Origin of the sequence: Paenibacillus sp. EKM10P (assembly GCF_011800655.1) — a bacterium.
Lineage (GTDB): Bacteria > Bacillota > Bacilli > Paenibacillales > Paenibacillaceae > Paenibacillus > Paenibacillus polymyxa.
The window spans coordinates 382,348-405,796 of the sequence record NZ_JAALET010000003.1; the positions used below are offsets into that span (position 1 = coordinate 382,348).

Below are 23,449 nucleotides of genomic sequence, written 5' to 3' on the forward strand. Positions count from 1 at the left end.
CCCAGCAAATCGTCCTAGGTGCGTAAGGTGTCCTCAGAAGCATCGGAAGCACCAGAAGGTTCAAAATCATCCGGAATCGGCAGTGGCACGCCAGACTCGATAAATTCCTCTACATCACGGGCTGCTTTAACTTGATTGCACTCGTTGCAGGCGCATACGCAATTTACTGGCGTGGTGTGTCCACCTTTAGCCCGAGGAAGTAAATGATCAATCGTGTCGCCATAGCCACCGCAAAAAAAGCACGTATAACGGTCACGTTTAAGCACATATTGGCGGAATTCCTTGTTGCTATAAAGTCTGCGGACCGTGTACGGATTTACAATCACCGCCATGCGTTCTCTGACCAGAGTCATCGCCAAATCAAGCTCAATCTCCTGATGCCAGCGTCTCCCTTGGTCGGTTTTGCCTCTTAGTCGAATCATGCCATTGCGATTAAGCCGCAACGCACGGGTATCCGCAGGCTTCAGCCTGCTAAGCAAATGACGAACCCGTTGCCGATGGCGCTCACGCGCTTTGTCCGTGACGGGCTTCCTACGGGGGCGTTGAGAATCATTAGAAGGCTGCGCGGACGCTTCCAGACCGTACGCAGTCGTATCTGCTTCGGAGCTATGCCGTTCCACAGGAGCAGCCAAGGGCTTCGTTTCCTCATGGGAAGGAGCGGGCGTAACCGCCCGTTCTTGCGGGGCTAACCCCCGACAGGAACGACAAGGACCACGCCGGGAAAAAGGCCCCGCCCGGCGACCGGTTCTGCGCTGAAAGTCTGTTAATGGTTTGATCTCCTGACAATACGTACATTTTTTCATCAGCGGTTCTCTCGCTTCATCCTTATTCTGCTGCGGATCTGTCACGTTCATCCCTCCTTCCCTTTCTTGTTCGAGCTTATGGTTTGCCCGAAATCCGAACTATAGCTAAGTTAGATTCATTTTACCGTTTTCACGTTTCCTTTTCTAGCCATTGAGTCGTTGTCATCACTCAAGGTATAACAAATTTTAATGATTTAGCATACGTTATATAGCGATCCATGTTCTTCATCAACATCATATTGACCATCAGACGTTTAGCCCCCCTCACTTGGTGGGTAACTTGTTATATATGAAGGAGGGACGCACATGAAAAGGAACCATACGATGATGCAATTTTTCGAGTGGAATGTCGCAGCTGACGGTTCTCACTGGAAAAAGCTTGCCCGCCTGGCACCGGAACTAAAAGCCAAAGGAATTGACGCGATATGGATTCCACCTGTCACCAAAGGCCAATCTCCTGAGGATACGGGTTACGGCGTCTATGACCTTTACGATCTGGGCGAATTTGACCAAAAGGGTGCAGTACGCACCAAATACGGAACCAGGGAAGATCTACTGGAAGCTGTCGCATCCTGCGTTCGCCACGGCGTAGCCGTCTATGTCGATCTGGTCATGAACCATAAGGCAGGTGCAGATGAAACCGAAGTATTCAAGGTTGTCGAGGTCAACCCGGATAATCGTAATGAGGTCATTTCCGAGCCCTTTGATATCGAAGGCTGGACTAAATTTACATTCCCCGGCCGGCAAGGGAAGTATTCCACATTTCAATGGAACTTCGAACATTTTAACGGAACGGATTACGATGCAAGTCAGGACCGGACAGGAATCTATCGTATTTTAGGTAAAAATAAAAACTGGAGCGATAATGTAGATGATGAATTCGGCAATTATGATTATTTAATGTTCGCCAATATTGACTATAATCATCAGGATGTGCGTAAGGAAATGATCCGCTGGGGCAAGTGGCTGGTGGATACTCTACAATGCAACGGATTCCGTCTGGATGCAATCAAGCATATTAATCATGAATTTGTACGAGAGTTTGCTACAGAAATGATTAAAAAGCGTGGGCAGGATTTTTATATGGTAGGCGAGTTTTGGAAACCGGATCTGGAATCGTGTCAAAAGTTTCTGGATACCATCGATTATAAAATCGACCTGTTTGACGTATCCCTCCACTACAAACTACATAGCGCTTCCTTGGGTGGTAAGGATTTCGATTTAAGCACCATTTTCGAGGATACGCTGGTTCATACCCATCCCCTGAACTCGGTTACTTTTGTCGATAATCATGATTCCCAGCCGCATGAAGCGCTCGAATCCTGGGTGGAGGACTGGTTTAAGCCCAGTGCCTATGCACTCATCCTACTGCGCAAAGATGGTTATCCCTGCGTATTCTACGGGGATTACTACGGTATCCAGGGACAAACGCCTGTGAAAGGCAAGCAAGCTGAGCTAGACCCGCTCCTATATGCTCGGTACCACAAAGCTTATGGTGAGCAAAAAGATTATTTTGATGATCCCCATACGATTGGATGGGTTCGTCAGGGCATTCCTGAGCTGCACGGCTCTGGATGTGCTGTGGTGATCACCAACGCAAATGACGGGGAAAAGCGCATGTTCGTGGGTAAACAACATGCAGGAGAAAAATGGACCGATTTGACTGGGCATCACGATCATGCCGTGAAAATCGAACAGGATGGCTACGGCGTATTTCCCGTTCGTGCTGGCAGTGTATCTGTATGGGCACTTCCTACCGAGGAAGACAGCCTGGAAACAGAGGATACCGCGAACGCTTGATGTATATCAACTCAAAGAGGACAGGATGCAAGGAAGCGCCCTGTCCTCTTTGTATATGGAAAATCACTCCGTCACCTTGCTTTGGTTGGCCACAGCCTGTTTTTTTGCCTCTACATGACTCGGATCCCCAAGATAGAAGCGCCGTATAGGATCGATATGCTCATCCAGCTCATAAACCAGTGGGATACCTGTCGGGATGTTCAAATCCAGCAGTGCAGTTTCGTCCAAATTCTCCATGTACTTGATCAAGGCTCGTAAAGTATTACCGTGTGCGGAAATGATAACCCGGTCCTTTTTGAGAATCAACGGCACGATCCGTTGCTTCCAAAACTCACCAACCCGATGCACAGTGTCTTCTAGGCTTTCCCCGAGCGGCAGCTCCTCCGGCTTAATATGGCGATAACGCTCTTCCCGATGTGGACTCCGTTCATCCTGCTCATCCAACATGGGTGGTCGCACCGTCAAACTACGCCGCCAAATATGAACCTGTTCCTCGCCGTATTGCACGGCGGAATCCAGCTTGCTGAGCCCCTGAAGAGCACCATAGTGGCGTTCATTCAGCTTCCATGACTTCTGCACGGGTATCCACAGATGATCCAGCTCATCCAAGATATGATACAACGTGCGGATAGAACGTTTTAGCACAGAAGCAAATGCCAAATCAAACGTATACCCAGCCTCCTTGAGGATACGTCCTGCCTCGATGGCCTCATGAGTTCCCTGTTCAGTCAGATCGACATCCGTCCAGCCTGTGAACAAGTTTTGTCGGTTATACACGCTTTCTCCATGCCTCACCAGCACCACTTGATACATATACCTCACTCCTCACCTATCTATCCTCTATGTTTTACCCAACTTCTATGTATTTAACGTAAAATGCATTTTTTAAACCGCCTTTTTCATACAAAAAAGGACGACATTCAGCCGCCCTTCTCTTCTCATCCTACTTGAACCATATGCAATAGTCGCAGACCTTAGTCCCTATTGCTAAGCTTAGCTAACAGATCCAATATTCGTACATATAGCCACACTAACGTTACCAGCAATGCAAAAGCACCATACCATTCCATATATTTGGGTGCGCCTTGATCAGCTTGTTCCTCAATGAAATTAAAATCTACGAGCAGATTCAAAGCGGCAATGATGACGATAAATAAACTAATGCCAATACCCACCCAGCCCGTTTCATGGATATACGGAACATTCATACCGAAAAAATTCAAAATAAAATCAACCAACGTCACCAGAAAAATAGCCATCGTACAGAGGACAACAAATGAGATAAAGCCACGTGTCACCTTGATGATTCGTTGTGTATACATAAAGAGCATCAAGAATAAGATACCCACAGTCAGCAAAATGGCATTAACTACAATTCCAGGGTACTCATACTCCATAAAAGCGGAAACGCCACCCAAAGCAAAGCCACTCAGAATCGCATATACAGGAGAAAGCAATGGAGCCGTTTTTGGAAAAAAGGATATCGCAAGTGCTACGCCTGCCATCCCAATAAAGCCTGCCGTCAGCAACGATAGCACCTCTACGGTTCCTTGGTAGGTCATATACCAGGTAATACTGCTAGAAACGATAAGTAGGACCAGCAGAAGTAACGTTTTGTTCACCGTTCCTCCGATGGTCATACGTTGTTCGCTAGCTTCTCTTTCATCTTCACGTAAAAAGATGTCATCACGTAAAACCGGATTGCTAAAGCTCAACAGGGTACTCCTTTTCGATGTGTTATTTGCGATGTCATATGTATATATCGGCACAACCTGAAAAAAGTTTCAGAAAATTTCAAACAATAAAAAAACTCTAACCTTGCCTTTCGGCAAAGCTAGAGTTAGAGGGTCAAGTCGTTACAGATTAAAAATCAGCGGTAGCAATTTGGATAGTACCTGTTACTGCTCCAACTGGAGTCGCCTGAAGAGCAGCTACCAGCAGCAAAGCAACTTCTAACGTAAGGCTGTTGCCCGCTGGGATTACATAAGTGATCACAGGAGCATTGACACGGGTAACCACAAGATCAACCGGATTGGCACCTGTATTATTCACAGTAATCGTAGCATTATTACCGCCTCTCAGATTTTCAAAGAAGGACTTACCCACACCAGCAGCAAGATTGTAGAATTGCGAAGGTAAAAGAATCGCCATAGTCTTCACCTCCCTTGCGTTTGATAATGTATTCTATGCTCCCAATCTATCAACGTAACGTTAAGTGCCTCAGTAATAAGACACAATTTAAAAGACTTATAGATTAACGTACTCTCTATATATTAAAAGGAGTTGCCCTCTCAGATCCTTTGCCTAATCTGCGGACAACCTGTCATTTTGAAAGGTTAAACCATTTTTTTCATATTATAAGCCTAATCATGATAAAATACGTACCATAATGAAAAAGACCCAAGGAGGATAACCACATGAAACAGGAACTGATTGACCGCCTGACTACATATGTTCAGGTGGATACCCAATCCGACGAAAGCAGCCACACTTGCCCCACCACACCCGGACAGCTCACATTGGGCAACCTCCTGGTGGACGAACTGAAAGCCATCGGTATGACAGACGTAACCATTGATGGTCATGGTTATGTAATGGCAACCCTTCCCTCCAATACGGATAAAGAAGTGCCCGTCATTGGTTTTCTGGCACACCTTGATACGGCTACTGAGCTAACTGGCGCAGGAGTGAAGCCACAGTTGACGGAGAATTACGATGGAGGCGATATCACGCTGAATGCCTCGCTGGGTGTAGTACTTTCTCCACGTGAGTTTCCCGAATTGACTCAATATAAAGGCCATACCCTAATCACAACAGATGGTACCACCCTGCTCGGTGCAGACAACAAAGCTGGCATCGCAGAAATCATGACAGCAATCCACTATCTGATTGATCATCCGGAAATTCAACATGGCAAAATTCGCGTTGCTTTTACACCGGACGAAGAGATTGGAAGAGGACCTGAACGCTTTGATGTAGCCGCTTTTGGTGCTGAATATGCTTATACAGTAGACGGCGGACCGCTCGGAGAACTGGAGTATGAGAGCTTCAATGCCGCAGCTGCTCATATTACCATTCATGGTGTGAATGTACATCCTGGTACGGCTAAAAACAAAATGATCCACGCTGCCAAAATCGCTATGGAACTGCACAGTAGATTACCTGCGAATGAAGCCCCGGAATATACAGACGGGTATGATGGCTTCTATCATCTGTTGGAGTCTACAGGCACAGCAGAACAAGCCAAACTGTACTATATTATCCGCGATTTTGATCGCGAGAGCTTCGAAAACCGGAAAGCTTATTTGACAAATATCGTAAAAGAGCTCCAGGCTGCCTATGGAGATAACCGCATCACGCTGGAGCTGAGAGATCAGTATTACAACATGAAAGAGAAAATCGAGCCTGTCAAACATATCGTCGATATCGCACATGAAGCAATGACAAAGCTGAATATTGAGCCCATTATCAAGCCGATTCGTGGAGGCACAGACGGTTCACAGCTGTCTTACATGGGACTGCCTACACCGAATATTTTCACAGGTGGGGAGAACTATCACGGTAAGTATGAGTATGTGTCAGTGGACAACATGGTGCTTGCCACCAAGGTTATTGTGGAAATCGCACAATTGTTCGAGCAACGCGGCAAGTGAACCACTTTCACACACACTGACACGTTTAGATTAAATATGAAGGCATATCGTTTCGTAATGGAAACGATATGCCTTTTTTATTGAAGCTCTCATATCCCCTTTAAATTTTCGATACCTTTATAACTTTTATCCGTCTTCAGACCGACAATTATATAAGACTATAAAAAATATATTTAGTAAAGAAAGGTAGGCAATCCACTTGAATACAATAGATGCATTAATTGTAGCCATTCCCTACATACAACAGGTTATGCGTGAGAAAGTAACCCTTGCTCTCTTCGACCGCACTCACGTTCTTGCTTACACCCAATCAGAGGGTATGGACCTCGGCTTTGAAACAGGCTCGGAGCTGCTGGAGGACTACAAAAATTTTGCCATGCTTAAAAATGGACATGAGGCCAGCTTGACCCACATTCCGGCTGAAGTCCTGGGATATCCTCTTGATATGATCAGTATTCCTGTGTTTGACGATAAAGGGGACGTCATCGCAGCGTTTGCCGCCTCCTATAATTTGACCAACAAAAATCAACTGGATCAAATCGTATCCGAAAACCTCTCCATTACCGAGCAACTCATTGAGATGGTGCAACATGTAACAGCGCATTCGGAGGAGTTACAGGCTACCAGTGAACACATTTTGAAGAACACCCAAATTGCCGTACAAAACTCGGGTAAAATTAATCAGGTTGCTGTATTTATCAAAGAAATTTCCGATCAAACCAACCTGCTTGGATTGAATGCTGCGATCGAAGCCGCACGTGTCGGAGAAGCAGGAGCAGGCTTCGGTATCGTTGCTCAAGAAGTACGCAAGCTGTCCGTAGAGTCCAAAAAAGCGACGGTCGATATCGAGGGAGCCCTTAAGGATGTACAGAACTCCATTCGTCAGATGGAGCAGGAAATAGAGCAAATTGTTTCTTCTTCTCAAGAGCAGGCGACTCTGGTAGGCTCTTTCACCGAAGTCATGGAGCGTATGCAAAAGGCGAGCGAAACGATGCAACATCTGGCCGATAACCTGACTTCCTATATTGTAAAATAAATAACATCGTTACTTTGCATGAGAAAGGGGAGCGCACTGATCCGCAAATGGCGAAAAAGTGCGCTCCCCTTATTTACACAATCCCTACTGGGTATGACGATCGAAGTCTGAAATCAAGCAGTAAAAGAAAAAACACCATGATTCGAAGGATGCACGGAGTCTAAATCTCCCAATGTATTTCCTATCGGAAGAGCAACACTAAGAAACGCTAAGACCATAGTTATCGAGCTTAATGCCTTTTTCATTATGAAGCCCCCTTAATAAAATGGTTTGGTATTGCTCTTGCTGGGACGGTGTTGCCAAATATCGGTAAGTTTCGAATAGTGCAACCAGTGTTCTAAAATCGGCATCGGCTTCTACCCCAATAGAGAATTGCAGAGAAACAAGGATATAATTCAAGGCAACGATATACTGCTTCTTTTTCAAATAGTAAATAGCTAATTGGTTGACCAGTTTTAAATAATATACGCGGTTGGCTCTATCTTCATAACCTTCAAATATCTCAATATCATCGGCAAACTCGTTCAGCAGTTCATCAATCTCCCAATCGTTCAAGTTAGCTGCTTCAGTAATACCAACCAATCCTGGTAGTAGCTCCTCGTCATTGTTGTGAAGAAACTGAACATATTCCGGTAAAAGTTCCTTCTTCCCCAAAAGTAAATCAATCATATATAAATTGGCCTTGGCGAGAAAACGGAATCTCTCTACTTCTTCGTGACCGCTTTGATCCAGCCCCATAAACCAGCCCATTTCGCTATACTTTATAATATAATCTCTGGCTTCCTCATACTGGCCCATATTCTGATAATAAATCGATTTCGCCAGATAGCTGTAAGCATAATAAAACACCAGCGGGTGTTTGGTGTCCAATGTCTCGTACTTGCCGTCCGCAGCATTTCTCAGTTGGGTATGATACAGGCTTTCAGCCAACGAATGCAGATAATCGGCAACCTTGTTCGCTTCATCCCAATCATTATGCGTGTAGCTGATTCTAAATAACTCGCAAGCTTTATCGAGCGCGTGGCTGTCCGACAACAAATAAATAGCTCCCCTTTGATTCAGGACCTCTTCCACTAAACCCCGCCTCCCTATCCTGAAAATTACGGTCACCCCTAGCCTAGCGGCTATTCTTCAGGGTAGTTATGCTGTTAGCCTCCCTTTTTACATACCAGTATATTACAAATATAGTCAAAACCTAACTTGAAGTCAATTCAATCATCGGTACATTCATATTTTTGCAATCTGACATGGATATGTATATTTACGAGTCACGAATAGAGGATTTTCATTATTGAAATAATGCTAAAGAAGACAAAAAGATTGGCTCTCTTATGGGTGGTTTTTATGATCTATAGTATCGTCAGGGTAACTACGTTACGAATTAGTGCGTACTTTTCAACCGAATACCGGAGCCTTACAATCAAACCTGTGCACGAAAGCAAAGTATAGAGTACGACTCAACAAAGCATGTACCTATTCACCAAAATACAAATTCACTTAAGGAGTGAAGTTAATAACATGGAACTTCAATTGGCTTTAGACTTGGTAGATATCCCACAAGGTATTGCATTGGTAAAAGAAGTGGAATCGTATATTGATATCGTAGAAATCGGTACGCCGATTGTCATCAATGAAGGACTTCACGCTGTAAAAGCAATGAAAGAAGCATTTCCCAATCTAAAAGTGCTGGCTGACCTGAAAGTTATGGACGCAGGGGGCTATGAAGTGCTGAAAGCTTCCGAGGCAGGTGCCGATATTGTGACGATTTTGGCTGTAGCTGAAGATGCAACGATCAAAGGTGCTGTAGAAGAAGCTAAGAAACAAGGCGGCAAAAAAATCCTGGTGGACATGATCGGTGTTAAAAACCTGGAGCAACGTGCGAAAGAAATTGATGCTTTAGGCGTTGACTACATCTGTGTGCATACAGGCTACGATCTGCAAGCGGAAGGACAAAGTCCGTTCGAAGCATTGCAAACCGTCAAAAAAGTCGTAAAAAACTCCAAAACAGCCGTAGCTGGCGGCATCAAGCTGAGTACATTGGCTGAAGTGGTAAAAGCTCAACCGGATCTGGTTATCGTAGGCGGCGGTATCACTGGCGAAGACGACAAAAAGGCTGTAGCCTCGCAAATGCAGCAGCTCATTAAACAAGGTTAATCCCAATGGAGACCTCTCAATATTTATCCGAGGTAATCAAGGAGCTGCAATTCGTTCCACAGCTAATCAGCGATACCGAATCGGAACAGCTGATCCACTCCATCGCTGCTGCGAATAAGGTATTCGTAGCAGGAGCGGGGCGCTCAGGGTTTATGATTCGCTCGCTGGCCATGCGGCTGATGCATATGGGAATTCAAGCTTACGTCGTTGGGGAAACCGTAACCCCTGGTTTGGGCGAGGGTGATCTGCTGATTATCGGTTCAGGCTCTGGTGAAACCAAAAGCCTAGCCTCCATGGCAGACAAAGCGAAAAAACTCGGGGCCTCACTGGCGCTTCTTACCACCTCCCCCGAGTCCACCATCGGCAAACTGGCCGATATCATCGTTAAGCTGCCCGGCGCACCCAAGGACCCATCCAACAAGAATTACCAAACCATTCAACCCATGGGCTCACTGTTTGAACAAACCCTGCTGCTGTATGGCGATGCGTTGGTACTCAGAACGATGAAGCTGCGCAAGCTGACTTCCGAATCCATGTATGGTCAACACGCCAATTTGGAATAAAACTGCTTTTTCCTTTACGATAACAAAGCAGGCTGTCCCCACATGTCCGAGCATGTAAGAACAGCCTGCTTTGTTTGTGTTACATGAGATAACTCTCTTACCTGCAAAGGCCGGAATCTTGGCGAGTGGTACCCAGTTGCCCAGACGTACTGCATAGGATAAGGCAAAATGAAAGGTAGCCATAGCTCCAGCTCTCCTTTTGAACAGCTCTACTCCTCTGTCTCAAACCATTTATTCGTTACTCCCTACTGGCAGCGACGGCACTTTGGATGGATCAACCAGCGCCCAATATGCATATTTGGCCTTTAACCGTTCATCGAACAGCAGCGGCTTATCCAGCCGGGCAATCGGGAATGTACTGAGCCACGTATTGCCATCATCTGTTCCCCAAATGGTCACATTGCTGAGATGCTCCTGCTGTCTTGTAAACATATCGAACAGCGCCTGATAACGATGAGCCTGCCGGATCAGCAGGACGTCCGGGATCGTTTCGTAGCGATCCGTATCATTAGAGTAGAGGCCCATATCCAGCTCTGTGATCTGATTATCCAGCCCGAGTGAAGCAAACTTTTCGATGGATTGCTCGATTTCGGCAGTAGTAGGGAACTCCAGGCGGATATGCGATTGGTGACCTACGCCATCAATCGGTACACCTTTGGCAAGCAAATCACGCACCAGATTGTACAGAAAATCCCGTTTCTTCGGTTCATGGGTATTGTAATCGTTAATGAACAACCGCGCGTTTGGCCCCGCCACTTCCCTCGTGACACGGAACGCTTTTTCAATATAATCGGTTCCTGTAATCTGATACCACTTGCTACGGCGCATGCCGTCTGGCTGATCAGGATCAATGACCTCATTCACCACATCCCAATCGGTAATAACATTTTTATAACGAGCGGCAACAGCACGAATATGCGTCTCCAGGCGGTCCAACAAAAGCTTTTTATTCTCAGCAGTCGGTGTCATCGGCTGTCCATTTTTGTCCTTAAACATCCAGTCCCCGGTTTGGTTATGCCACACTAAGGTATGGAAACGAATTTCCAATCCGTGCTGTTTTGCAAATTGCACAATTTGGTCTGCTTCCTCCCAATGGAACTGCCCCTCGGATGGTTGCAAGGAGACAGGCTTCATCGCATTCCCTGCAACGACACTGTTAAAATGCTTCTGTACCAGTTCTCCGTAAGCCCCTTCGGTCTGGAAAGCCTCAATCGCTGTGCCGATGCTGAACTGTCCCTGATATAATCCATGCAAAGAAGGTATGTCCTTCTCAATCGCCAGCGGCGGCACCAGGGACAATTCGAAATCATCCATATAAAAGGAAGACGTCCCTTCTGGCGATTCCAGGTACATAGAAACGGCATCTGTGTCATGTGCGAGCGTATACGTGCCAGACAAATGCATCCATCCTCCTGTCGTAATCGCCGTATCGCCTACAACCGTTTCATATGCACTTTGACCTTGGTAATCACGCTGTACGCTGAGCCTCACCTTGGCAGGCTGCTCACCTGGCACCAGCTTCACCCAGGCGCTGACCGTATAACGGCTGCCCTTTTGCATCGTGGCCGTCACGTCCAGCTTGGGACCGGCATATGCCTTTTGTCTGCCTGTTGTCAGCAGACTGTATGAGCCGGTCCGTGCATCGGCATTCGAGACCTGCACGGTCTCGGCTCCCAAGCGGGATACCCAACCTTGGGCTGTGCCATCTTCGAACCCAGATACAATCCCACTTGTAGGATTCGTTGGTGTTACTGATACCTGCCTAATTTCCACCTCATCCACATAGTAGGCCTGAGCGGGATTCGAGTTCTCCACATACAGTTTCAATGCATTCATCTCCCCGGTAAACGTATATCTCCCATGAAGTTTAATCCACGAAGTATCTGCTGTTTCCGTCTGTGCTACAGTCTTCCATGCTGTAGTCCCCCCTGTCGGCTGCTGCTCCATCGTAAGCTTAATCACGCTTGGAATTGCCGCATTGCCGTCCAGTTTCACATACCCGCTAATTTCATACTCCACATCCGGCAGCAGCAGCGGCTTCACATCCAGCTCTGCTCCGTTCCAAGCCGCCGTACGAGCGGTTGCCTTCAGACTGTGCGTACCGCCATAGGCCGCTTCCGTGACGGATGCAATTTGGGTATAAGCTCCCCGGGGCTTCCAGCCGTCACTGTTTCCTTGCTCAAATCCATACGTTTTAATGATCTTCCCTGCCGATAGCACCTTGTCCGAAACCGACGGAGAATGTTCCATAGACGAAGCTGCCTTCGCTACAGACGTTCCCCACCATCCGATAGGTGATAACAACAGCACTCCAGCCAGCACTAGACAAAAAGGCGTATACCAACATGACCGCACAGCAATCCCTCCTGCACTCAAATTTTTGAATTCATATTTGGCACTCTTGGATTATAGTTATCTGCGGATTGGAAACGGCTCTTAGAATGAATGTAAAATATTCACTATCCTTTGACGCCTCCCAAGGTCATACCCTTCACAAAATATTTTTGTAAAAACGGATAGACTAAAATAATAGGCACTGAAGCAACAATCGTCATCGTGGCACGAATAGAGGTAGGCGTAACCGCCTTCGCCAAATTTTCCGACCCTGCAAATTGGCTGGCATAGTCCTGAGCGTTAACGGACGTATTGGAATTTTGCAGAATTTTCATTAGCTCATATTGGAGAGTGCTCCATTGCTCATACGACGAATTGTACAAAAATACATCGAACCAGGAATTCCATTGCGAGACCGCCGTGAACAGGGATACTGTTGCCAGCACTGGCACACACAGCGGCAAAACAATGCGCATAAAAGTAGCAAACTCCCCAGCCCCATCAATACGCGCCGACTCCAAAATCCCCTCTGGCAATCCCTCAATAAAGGAGCGAATGACTATGACATTAAACACCCCGATCAAGCCCGGCACGATGTACACCCAAAAGGTTCCCAGCATCCCAAGCTCACGAATCAAGAGAAAATTGGGGATCAATCCACCGCTAAAATACATCGTCAAAATAAAAGCAATCGAAACAAATTTGCGCAGCACATATTCCGGTCGGCTGATCGTATACGCCACCATTGCGCAGCAAAACACCGAGGTCACTGTACCTGCGACCGTACGTAATACAGAAATTAACGTAGCATGGAAAATCGTCGCTTCCTTGAATACAAATTCATAATTACTCCACGTGAATTCACGCGGCCACAAATAAATCCCGCCCCGAATCGAGTCATTCGCTTCATTTAATGAAACCGCCAACGTATTTAAAAATGGATACAGCGTGAACACCATTAGGCATAGCATAAACACAACATTGCACGCATCAAAAATCCGATCCGAGGGCGCCCGAAATCGCCCGTGTACGGCCTTCCCTTTGCCCATGACTTCCTCTCCTTTCTAAAAAATAGCCTAGTCCTGCACTTAAATCCGATTGATTATTCTTAGAGTTTGTTGGTACTGTTACTTGGAACTATCATTTTGAGTGGTTATATCTAGTGGCAATTGGAGTGAATTATGTGGATTATTTTTGGGACTATAAGAAGTCTGTTATAGTTCGTTGGTAAGGTCTTGATGAGGTCCGCGAAGCGGCCTGTTAAAAATCCACTGACCTTCCCTGTAGAATGGATGAGCAAGTTCCCCTGCTACAACCCTCAGTTCTTAAAAAATGACTTTACGGAGGATAGCAGCGGAGCGGGCGGAATTGTTCTAAAGAAGCGGAGCGTTCACCTTTATTCCCGGATTTTAACCTATGATTTTTATTCCAATAAGAAAATCCGGGGATAACAGTGATCGGAAGAACAATCCGCACGCGCAGCGACCTTCTCCCCCGTAACTCACTCTTTTTTAGAACAACCGCTCCTCCCCTAACCGCTTCGCAATATGATTGGCGCTAAACAACAGAATGAAGCTAACCACCGTTTTGAACATTCCAGCAGCAATGGAAAGCGAAAAGTTCCCCATCTGGATACCATATTTCAAGACGAAAATATCTAAGTTTTCCGAGTAATCCACGTTCATGCCGTTGCCCAGTAAATATTGCGGTTCAAAGCCTGATTCCAGCAGGTTGCCAATGTTCATAATGAGCAGGATGATAAATACAGGCTTTAATCCCGGCAAGGTCACATGCCAAATCCGCTGAAACCGCCCTGCTCCGTCCATTTCGGCCGCTTCATACTGCGAGGGGTCAATCGTGGTCATCGCGGCCAAATAAATGATGGTATTCCAGCCGACATTTTTCCATACCTCCGACGCTCCGAGAATCCCCCAAAAGTAGCTTCCCTCACCCAACCACAGAATAGGTTCCTTAATGAGTCCAAGCCACATCAGCACCTCATTGACAATGCCGCCGTCTGCTGATAGCGCCGTACTAATAATGCTGGCCGCAACTACCCACGAAATAAAATGTGGCAAGTAGCTGATCGTCTGCACCACTCGCTTAAATACAATCTGACGAAGCTCATTCAGCAAAATTGCTAGTGTTATAGCGGTAACAAATCCCAGCACCAGATTAATAAAGCTCATCGCCAGCGTATTGCGCATCACCCGCAGAAAGTGTTCATCCTGAAATAGAAAACGGAAATGCTTCAATCCAACCCATTGCTGATCAAGCAGCTTGCGGGCAGGCTTAAAATCCTGGAAGGCAATCGTCCAGCCCCAAAGAGGTAAATATTTAAAAATAAGCAGCCAGATTAAAAAAGGGACGGACATCCATACGAGTGCACGCTGCTGATTCAGCTTGTGTATAAATCCCCTAAAGCCGGTTCGTCGTGAGAGCGGCAAATGGCCCGAGGAGGTCGTAACAGGTGGCGGTGACGTGTAGCTCATAGCTGCTTCCTCCTTTATTTTTTCCCGACCGTCTTGATTTTTTTGGCAACCTCCTTCGTGATCAGCTCCTCAAAGGCCTTCACATCCAGCTTGTTAAACTCGGTGGTGTATTCGTTCCAAATGGCATCAAATTGTTCCGGTGCAGACAGTACCAAGCGCGGGAAATATTTGCGCTGCAGGTCTCCTTTCTTTTGCTGGAAAATCTGCGCAGGCGAGCCTTGATCAACCTGAATGCTCCAGGCTGGGAACCATGGACGCTCGTCAGGTGCGGAAAACATCTGCGAGAAGGACTCTACACCGTTCGCTTTAAGCAGCTTTTTATCACCTTCGGTATACGACATCCGCGCAACCTCAGGCTGCCGTCCGGGGCTAGCCGAGTTGCCGTCGGGTAAGGAAGAACCGTTACCGTACCGCGGCCAGCTGTATTCAAAATATTTGAAACCAAATGAGTCACGGAACGCATCCTCACCCGTCTTCTTAATTTGCTCCTTGGTCCGATAAAAGCGCCCATTTTTATCTACATCATAGGTTTCCCCTTTGATCCCCCAGTTGGATAATACCTGGTTTTCGTCGGTCAGCAGATTGTTGAAAAATTTGATGATACGTACCGGATCCTTGGCACTGACTGTAATTCCGATGCCTCGGTTATTAACAAATGACGACGGATCAAGATACTGATCCTTTATATTCCGGTCGTATACAACAGGCAGCCCTACATATTCCAGATCATCATTACCCGAACGCTTGGAAGCCTCCTGCAGGTTATTTAGAGACTGCCCTGCCTGCCAGCGATAATCGAAAAAGCCCAGCACCTTACCCGAGGTTAGCTTCGCCAAATATTGATCGTAATTGTCTACAAAGGAGGATTTATCGAATAGGCCCTCTGCGTTAAGCTGATTCAGTTCCTGGAGATACCGCTTTGTGATTTCCTCATCTCCATAATCCGTCGCCTGGTGTGTTTTCATATCAATAATCGTGCCGCCATCATTGGGATAGCCTGCCAAATGCATCGGCGCATTCGTAAGCGCATAAAACCTATCCTGCGTGGTTAACGCCAAGTACCCGGTTAATCCCTCGTCTGCATGCTTTTTCGCATAGTTCCGAATCAGAGCCAAGTACTCATCTAAAGTTTTTATTTTTGGGTATCCCGCCTCCTTCAACACTCTACGCTGTATCCAAAAAGCTCCCTGCTCTATATTAGGAGCAGACAAATAATCACCGACCACCGCACTGAACGGCAGGAAATAGATATTCCCATCCTCCGCTTTCATCAGATTGTAGTACGGTCCATATACACGCTTGATATTTGGCCCATATTTATCGATCAAATCATTCAGGGGAATAAAAGCCCCGGCATCCAGCAGTTTATCAATCGTGCCATCAGGTACAATCACGTCTGGATAGTCATTACTGGCAATAAACGTGCCGATTTTCGTATTCGAATCCCCTACCAAATGCTCCAGCTTCCAGTTCACGCCGGTCTGATCTTCCAGTATTTTTCCGATCCGCGTTTCATTGGTATTAATGTCTCTTCCCGCCGTGGCATTAAAATACGTGAATGTGACCTTCTCCTTGCTATCTCCCGACGCAGGCTCCTTACCCGAGCTCCCTGAGCAAGCAGCGATCATAGATGCCATCATAACCATTACCAAACTGATGATTCCGAACCTTTTGCTTGTCATGCCAGACCTTCCCCTTTCGGCCTCTTTTGTCGATTGTGTGTGAATACCAAATTGTAAGCACTTTCATTTTATAAAATGCCGTTCATTTTGTTCACCTGTCAATCTATAGGTGTTACTTAGGAAACTATAGGTCCCGATCCGCCGGAATCATTATACGAATTTCTGTACCCTCGCCGGGTGCGCTGCGAATGACCAGCTTAAAGCGGTTGCCGTAGTAAAGTTTTAGACGATAGATGACATTTTGCAGACCTATACGCTCACCCATTTCTTCCTGCCTTTGCATGTAGCCATATAAGCGCTGCACCTGTTCCGCAGACATGCCCACCCCATCATCCCGAACCGTTAGCATCAGTCGTTCTTCCTCATGCTCAAAAAGAATCTCAATGCGTCCCCCATGCTTTAGCGGCTCAATGCCGTGGATACTTGCATTTTCAACCAGCGTCAGTACGACCATTTTGGGAATCAAATTGTCCAAGTCTTCGGAGCGTGCCTGTACATCGTACTGTATTCGCTCACCAAAGCGATATTGTTGGATTTCCAGAAAACAACGGATCAACTCCAGCTCGTCCCGCAAAGTAACCCGATCCTTGTTCCACACCAGCGAATTGCGGAAAATCCGTGCCATATTATGAATAATGCGGGCTGTCTCATCCTCATGCTTCATCAGGCTTCGCATACGAATCGTCTCCAGCGCATTGAACAGAAAATGGGGATTGATCTGGCTGTGAAGTGCATTCAACTGGGCGTGCCTACGCTGAATCTCCAGATTTTTCCGCTGAATATCGGCCATATAGACATCGTTAATCAGTCGTTTGATTCTTAGCGTCATCCGGTTAAATTCACCTGTGAGCTGTCCGATTTCATCACTCGACTCCATACCCGGAATGAGTTCAAAATGCTGATTTTTCACCTTCTTCACATGTTTCAGAATGCGATGAAGCCGCACGTTCAGCGAACGTGTAATCCAGATAATGATCAAGGTGGGCAGCAGCATATTCACACAGGCTAACAAGAGCGCAAAATTGCGAGGCTCCTGCATTTCATACAGCACCTCATCTCTGGATACCGCAGCCACAATGCTCCAGCCGTTCAGATTATTCGTAAGCACATAATGAGTCTTGAATTCCATGGTGTCATTGGGTAGCTTGAGGGTGCTATAGGCCACGCTCTTATGGTTTATATCAACCTTGGGGTCATTTGTATATTCGACTTCTCCCCGTTCGTTAAGCAGAAAGAGACTCCCCTGCAAGTTCAAGTTATTGAAAATCTCCCGAATGGATGACATTCGCAGCTCTATTTTCAGTATTTTTTCACGACCATTTTGGGAATAAAAATAGTTCATCCGTCGAATCAGGCTGAAGGGGTGTAGCTGCTCAGCGGTACTGTCGTCAGTACGGACAAATATAGGCTTGGACTGGCGTCCAGGCGGGATTTGGGTATACCAGGGGAAGCTTTTGACCCTCTCATCTATAAAGCTGATTCCCCCGGAATCCATTAGTGTTGGATTATCAGTATAAATCGTAATTCCACCTACGGATTGGTACACAGGACTGTAAGTATTGTTTAAGATACGACGTAAATAAGAGTCATAAACAGCAATATAGTCAGCAGGGTGGGGATATGTTTCTTCCAACACCTCATTGAGTCGATAATCGGTATAAAAGATAGACGAGATTTCCATCGCATCTTCAAATTCCCGGTAAAATTCAATTTTAATTTGTTCCAGTGCGCGCGTAATATCCTGAATACGCTGTTCTTTCACATTTTGCGAGGTAACATGGTAAAAGATCAGATTGGTCAGCACGATAGGTGTAAAAACACAGAGGAAATAAAGCAGCAGCATTTTATCTCGCAGCCGTATATGATCCAGGATAGTTCTCAGCCTCTTCATTCGCCGGACCTCTCTGGCTCGTACCCAGCACTTAGGCTATTGCGGTATTCACTTGGCGTGACGTGCGCCAGCTTTTCAAACTGAGTCACAAAATAGTCTGAACTGCCGAAGCCCACTCGCTCCGCAATTTCATAAATACGCAGGTCCGTCTGCCGCAGCAGGCGTTTCGCCTCCTGAATGCGCAATTTCAGCAGAAATTCGTTAAAGTACACCCCGTATGTTTTTCTGAACAATTGACCGAGGTATACCGGATTCATGTAAAAGTGAGCCGCAATACTTTTCAGGCTTATATTCTCGGCAGCATGCTGCTCAATATAAGCACGGATGTGCTGGATTCCTCCCTGCTGACATTCCTTGCGCAGCGTCCCAATATATTTTCCACTTTCTTCGGCAAAGGCTGTAAACAATCGTTGGAGTTCACCCAACGACAGATTCATATCCTGCCAGTTTATCATCGGTTCCAGTGACTGGAGTGAGCGCTCATTTCCCTGCATGTTTTGAATGACCCGCACGATACTAAGAACGCATTGATGCAGACTCATTTTCATAGCCTCAGGAGCATAATACTCTTCCCGAAAGCTGCTAAATAAATAACCTACGGTCGCGCGTAGCTCTTCCAATTGGAGTTCCTCGATCTGCTCTGTCAAGCTATCCAGTACGTCCTGACGAATGGTCCTATAGTGGAGGGATGGCATTTCATCCTGCAAATAGACAACAATACCGCTAGGGTCATGAATGTATTTATGAAGCACTGCTTCCTTTGCACTGGCATAGGACTGCTGGATATCCCGCAACCGATTCACAGGACTTCCCGCATAAACGAATACCCGAATTCCCAACTGGTTTTTTAGTGACTCCATCCCCTCTATCTCCTGTTGTAGCGCTTTCATAAACAATTCTACTTTGGCTCCAAAACCCTCTAAAAAGAAGTCCGGTACGATAAGACCAACCCGGTTACGATGCTCATGGACATAGAGAGGGTACTTGCCGTCCATTAAACGATGAAGCACTTGCTCTATAAGCTCCCTGAACTGGAAAAGCGATAGCATGACACCATCGTCACCAGAGCGCCAAGGATGCTGATCATTCAGCTCAACAAGTACATAGTACATACACGTGGCTTCTCCAAGTCGCAGCTGCTGCTCCCAATGTGTCACCACTGCATCATCCACTGGGTTCATCATCATCGTCTCTAACAGCCCGCCTGTAAGGTGGTGTTGATATCGCTGCGCGTTCTGTTGCTCACGGTGCAATCTTTCACTCAGCTTGCGCAGTGTAGCCGAAAAGTCCTCATCATCAACCGGCTTGAGTATAAAATCATGCACTCCATAGCGGAGTGCCTGCTGTGCATAAGTAAAATCACTGTAACCACTCATGATAATAAAAGCAGGATGTTGGGTACCCCGTTCGAGTACGGATCGAATCAGCTCTAATCCATCCAGCACAGGCATACGAATATCGGTAATGATCAGATCCGGGTGAAGACGACTGATTAGCTCCAGCGCATCCTCACCATTATCAGCTTCTCCCACGATTTCAAAGCCACAGGTTTCCCAATCCACAAGTTGAATTAGCCCTTTGCGGGTGAATATTTCATCATCCACCACAATGGCTCGATGCAGCTTCATAACCTGCCTCCTCCTTTCAATGAAACGTTATTTTATTGGGGTTGACTACTTCGCGGGCCTTGCACGATATCCCAGCTGGAGAAATATGGCCTTTGCAACGTATTGTGGCACTTCGAGAGCAGTTTGTACAGACGGGATTTCATCATAAGGTCGCTCCAAAGCGTGAAAACTATTGCCCCCAGCTGCTTCCTCGCCGAACACAACCGTGACCTACAGTGGCTTGTTGATGAACAGACATCCAGCGTTGTCACAGATACAGTCATCCAGCTCAGAGGGGAATGTATAGTCTATTTCGGGGTGTGGCTCTCCAATAAGAAAGCCGCTTGGTCATTTAAACCAAGCGGCTTTCTTATATTTGGATTGCGTTTTCTCTTCTTGTTATTTCTATACTTTATACATTTTGTGCGTAGCTTTCACTTGGCGTTTTGGTCAACACCACATGCAGGCTGGAGTTCGCTCCCGCACCACCACGATAGGAAAAGTGCTCATCTCCGGTAATATGGATCATATCCCCTTGGACAACTTCCGTTTCTTCACCATTTACAGTTACAGTACCGCTTCCTTCAAGAACGAGCAAATATACATTCGCTCCTGGATGATTATGTGTTGGCAGCTCAGCATGAGGGGTGAAGTTGAGAATAAAAATAACATTGTCGGCTTCCTTATGCACAATTCGTTTTGTAAATGCAGCTTCTTTATATTCTTGAAATTGAATAAGGTTTGATTTTTTCATGTGGATTCACTCTCCTGTTTGTAATTGGATTGGGCCTATATAGTCTTATTGTATTTGATTATTACGCTCGTCTTGTGATTGCGATCACAAACATAAATTTAAGTCATAAATACTTTGAAATATTCAAAAATTTGATTTCAATCATCTTTTTCACCATCACATCTAGCTAGAATTAAATTATGTTAGACAAACCAAAACAACAGGAGGTTATTCCTATGAAACCAGGATTTAAGCTGGCAAAGAATATATATTGGGTAGGAAAAATCGATAATCGTGAGGTACCCTTTCATCGGCTTACCCTATCTAAGGGTACAACCTATAATGCATACTTACTAAAAACCGGAAAACCAACCATTATAGATACCGTAGATATGGCGTTCGGTAGAGAATTTGCCGAAGCTGTAGCGGAATTGATCGACCCGTTGGATATTCAATATATAATCGTCAATCACACGGAACCGGACCACTCCGGCGGGTTGGCGGCCCTTGCTTCCAAGGCAGCAAACGCCACCATTGTCTGCACTGAGATTGCCGTTCCAGAAATTCAGCAGATGTACAAGCTCCAGCATCGGAACTTCCTCGTAATCAAAGACGGGGATCAACTCGATATTGGAGGCAAGACACTGCTATTTAAGGAAACACCTTACCTCCATACGGAGGAAACCATGATTACGTATTGCGTGGAAGATAAAATCTTGTTCCCTTGCGATATTTTCAGCACACACGTAGCTGTAGAGCATCTATTTGCCGATGAGGCCGGTTTTGATATTACCGAGGATTTTATCGGATACTACCAGGCTATTATTCATCCACATCGCAGATATGTGCGTACATTAATCGAAGCTGTATCTGACTTGGATATTGAGATGATTGCTCCTTCCCACGGCTTCGCGATCCGACATGATATTGCCAAATTTATTGATTTGTACGCATCGATGAGCACCGAAACCAAGGATGATAAAAAAGTAGCGATTGTTTATGCCACCTTAAAAAATAATACCAAAAAAATGGCAAATATTCTGAGAGATTGCTTTTTGGAGAACCAAATCAAGGTGGAGCTATGGGATGTTGATAAGGCGGATGAAACCGAGATATTAAAAAGTATTGCCTCAGCGGATGCTGTTTTCGTCGGTAGCTCTACCAAATATGCTGACATGACAGGCAAATTGGAAGAGTTGCTGCAACAAATGCAAAAGATGAATCTGGAAGGTAAGCTTGCTGCCGCCTTTGGTTCCTACGGCTGGAGCGGTGAAGCCATTGAGGTCGTACAGGATTACTTGAACGGTACTAATATGAAAGTCCAAAGCACTTCAGATGTAATCAAGTCAACGGGTATGACGCATGTGGAATTTCCGGTACGCATTCGCTTCTCTCCTACAGAAGATGAAAAAGTGAAAAAAATAAAAAATGCTGCTGAATTTGTCTCAGATCTGCTGCTTAGTGTTATTTAGCGCAGAAAGCTAGAGGAATAGGAGAGATGCCGAATGGATAACCAACATTACGTTATAATCGGAGGCGGCGTGGCCGCTATCAACGCGGCAAAAGCAATTAGAGATCATGATGAGCTAGCCGAAATTTCGATTTACGGGGAAGAATCCTCCCTTCCGTATAACAGAGTCAAGCTTTCCAAGGCGCTATTTACTGACTTGCATAGCGACAAAATCCTGATCAAAAAAGAAAAATGGTTTGCCAATCAGCGGATTAACGTTTATTCCGGCATAAAGATCACCGCGATACATGCAGAGGACTGCACCATCGAAACAATAAATGGACAAACCGTTGCTTATGACAAGCTGTTGCTGTGTACAGGTGCCCATAACCGTAAGCTGGTGCTGGACGGGGCTTCACTAAGGAACGTTCACAACATTCGGTTTCGACAAGATGCAGACAGACTTAAAGCGGAATTGCGAGAGGGAGACCGGATATGTATCGTCGGGGGCGGTATTCAGGGTGTAGAAACCGCCTGGTCCTTCCGGCAAGCCGGATATGCCGTCACCATTCTGGAAGCTTCGCAACGGCTGATGCCCCGTCAGCTAGATGAAAAGGCATCCGCTATTTTGACCCGCCGAGTAATCGAACAGGGCACCCAGGTATGCCTTGGACAAGGCGTAAAGCGTATTACAGGCACGGAGCATGTAGAGGGCGTAGAACTGCTGGACGGCACTGTTATTCCCTGTGAACATGTCGTGTATTCTATCGGCATTGTACCTAATACGGGGCTTGCTCGCCAAATCGGTCTTGATATCAATCAAGGCATTCAGGTGAATGCGCAGATGGAGACCAGCTTCCCCAATATATATGCGGCAGGTGATGTAGCCGAGTTCCACAATAGAGTAGATGGATTATGGGAAAGTGCTATGGAGCAAGGGAAAATAGCAGGCACTAATATGGCGGGTGCCTCCGCAGCTTACCAGCGTCTCATTCCTGTCACCCTGTCCAACAGCTATGAATGCCCCTTGTTTTCCATTGGTCTGGTAGATGAACAGGAATGCGACACCAGCCTGACCTGTGGAAATCAGGGTTCTTATACACGTATGTTCATACAAAATGGCTCTATCTGTGGCGTGATTGGCTTCGGAGATGCTCTTGCTTCACTTCCATATAAAGCAGCCATTACCCAAGGACTAAGTCCGGACGCACCAGAGCTTACAAAAATTTTAGATGACAAGGAGAATTAACA

The 23,449-nt window shown here is 46.1% G+C and carries 19 protein-coding genes; 7 read left to right on the plus strand and 12 right to left on the minus strand.

The genetic code is table 11. From position 1 onward, the window contains the following. Positions 1–14: 14 nt before the first annotated feature. On the minus strand, positions 15–848 hold the full coding sequence (locus HFE01_RS11140; protein ID WP_044786953.1) for an HNH endonuclease: 834 nt from the start codon (positions 846–848) through the stop codon (positions 15–17). Between the two features lie 261 nt (positions 849–1,109). On the opposite strand from HFE01_RS11140, the gene HFE01_RS11145 reads away from it, so the two are divergent. After that, the gene (locus HFE01_RS11145) at positions 1,110–2,603 is read left to right on the plus strand and encodes an alpha-amylase (protein ID WP_017426143.1); all 1,494 of its coding nucleotides are present in this window, start codon (positions 1,110–1,112) and stop codon (positions 2,601–2,603) included. Positions 2,604–2,666: 63 nt separating this feature from the next. On the opposite strand, the gene gpmA is transcribed toward HFE01_RS11145, so the two are convergent. From gpmA to HFE01_RS11160, 3 genes are all read right to left on the minus strand, one after another. Further along, positions 2,667–3,416: a 2,3-diphosphoglycerate-dependent phosphoglycerate mutase gene (gene gpmA / locus HFE01_RS11150; protein WP_016822688.1), complete on the minus strand. Its 750-nt coding sequence runs from the start codon at positions 3,414–3,416 to the stop codon at positions 2,667–2,669. 161 nt (positions 3,417–3,577) lie between these two features. After that, positions 3,578–4,318, minus strand: a complete 741-nt coding sequence (locus tag HFE01_RS11155) for a Bax inhibitor-1/YccA family protein (RefSeq protein WP_019688938.1) — start codon at positions 4,316–4,318, stop codon at positions 3,578–3,580. Between the two features lie 148 nt (positions 4,319–4,466). Continuing rightward, positions 4,467–4,754, minus strand: coding sequence for a hypothetical protein (locus tag HFE01_RS11160; protein ID WP_013312533.1), 288 nt, complete (start codon positions 4,752–4,754; stop codon positions 4,467–4,469). Positions 4,755–5,020: 266 nt separating this feature from the next. Between HFE01_RS11160 and pepT the strand changes: the two genes are divergently transcribed. Further along, complete coding sequence (gene pepT, locus HFE01_RS11165) at positions 5,021–6,256, plus strand: peptidase T (protein WP_031462447.1); 1,236 nt, start codon at positions 5,021–5,023, stop codon at positions 6,254–6,256. A 199-nt stretch (positions 6,257–6,455) separates the two neighbouring features. Further along, positions 6,456–7,292: a methyl-accepting chemotaxis protein gene (locus HFE01_RS27595; protein ID WP_016822685.1), complete on the plus strand. Its 837-nt coding sequence runs from the start codon at positions 6,456–6,458 to the stop codon at positions 7,290–7,292. Positions 7,293–7,490: 198 nt separating this feature from the next. On the opposite strand, the gene HFE01_RS11175 is transcribed toward HFE01_RS27595, so the two are convergent. Then, complete coding sequence (locus HFE01_RS11175; protein ID WP_107733734.1) at positions 7,491–8,366, minus strand: DNA-binding protein; 876 nt, start codon at positions 8,364–8,366, stop codon at positions 7,491–7,493. Positions 8,367–8,810: 444 nt separating this feature from the next. Between HFE01_RS11175 and hxlA the strand changes: the two genes are divergently transcribed. Beyond that, on the plus strand, positions 8,811–9,446 hold the full coding sequence (hxlA, locus tag HFE01_RS11180) for a 3-hexulose-6-phosphate synthase (RefSeq protein ID WP_013312540.1): 636 nt from the start codon (positions 8,811–8,813) through the stop codon (positions 9,444–9,446). A 5-nt stretch (positions 9,447–9,451) separates the two neighbouring features. Continuing rightward, entirely contained in the window at positions 9,452–10,009 is a 558-nt protein-coding gene (gene hxlB / locus HFE01_RS11185) for a 6-phospho-3-hexuloisomerase (protein ID WP_025366131.1), read from the plus strand. Between the two features lie 231 nt (positions 10,010–10,240). Here hxlB and HFE01_RS11190 read toward each other — a convergent pair whose 3' ends face one another. The 7 genes from HFE01_RS11190 to HFE01_RS11220 form a co-directional block, all read right to left on the minus strand. Next, entirely contained in the window at positions 10,241–12,364 is a 2,124-nt protein-coding gene (locus tag HFE01_RS11190) for an endo-1,4-beta-xylanase (RefSeq protein WP_107733733.1), read from the minus strand. A gap of 104 nt (positions 12,365–12,468) precedes the next feature. Continuing rightward, the gene (locus HFE01_RS11195; protein ID WP_044786959.1) at positions 12,469–13,392 is read right to left on the minus strand and encodes a carbohydrate ABC transporter permease; all 924 of its coding nucleotides are present in this window, start codon (positions 13,390–13,392) and stop codon (positions 12,469–12,471) included. Positions 13,393–13,854: 462 nt separating this feature from the next. Beyond that, a complete protein-coding gene (locus tag HFE01_RS11200; RefSeq protein WP_016822679.1) occupies positions 13,855–14,835 on the minus strand; it encodes an ABC transporter permease in 981 nt (326 codons plus the stop codon). Between the two features lie 14 nt (positions 14,836–14,849). Further along, entirely contained in the window at positions 14,850–16,517 is a 1,668-nt protein-coding gene (locus HFE01_RS11205; protein ID WP_025366133.1) for an ABC transporter substrate-binding protein, read from the minus strand. A 124-nt stretch (positions 16,518–16,641) separates the two neighbouring features. Further along, positions 16,642–18,408 carry a sensor histidine kinase gene (locus HFE01_RS11210; protein WP_107733732.1) on the minus strand — a complete coding sequence of 589 codons (1,767 nt, stop codon included), beginning with the start codon at positions 18,406–18,408 and terminating at the stop codon, positions 16,642–16,644. Next, entirely contained in the window at positions 18,405–20,036 is a 1,632-nt protein-coding gene (locus HFE01_RS11215; RefSeq protein ID WP_107733731.1) for a response regulator transcription factor, read from the minus strand. The genes HFE01_RS11210 and HFE01_RS11215 overlap by 4 nt, the downstream gene beginning before the upstream one ends. A 391-nt stretch (positions 20,037–20,427) precedes the next feature. After that, on the minus strand, positions 20,428–20,769 hold the full coding sequence (locus HFE01_RS11220) for a cupin domain-containing protein (protein WP_019688945.1): 342 nt from the start codon (positions 20,767–20,769) through the stop codon (positions 20,428–20,430). A 215-nt stretch (positions 20,770–20,984) separates the two neighbouring features. Here HFE01_RS11220 and HFE01_RS11225 point away from each other — a divergent pair, with 215 nt between their 5' ends. Both HFE01_RS11225 and HFE01_RS11230 read left to right on the plus strand, forming a co-directional pair. Continuing rightward, positions 20,985–22,220, plus strand: a complete 1,236-nt coding sequence (locus HFE01_RS11225; RefSeq protein ID WP_045244724.1) for an FprA family A-type flavoprotein — start codon at positions 20,985–20,987, stop codon at positions 22,218–22,220. 33 nt (positions 22,221–22,253) lie between these two features. Then, positions 22,254–23,447 (plus strand): NAD(P)/FAD-dependent oxidoreductase, encoded by a 1,194-nt coding sequence (locus tag HFE01_RS11230; RefSeq protein WP_107733730.1) that lies wholly within the window; start codon positions 22,254–22,256, stop codon positions 23,445–23,447. Positions 23,448–23,449 lie beyond the last annotated feature (2 nt).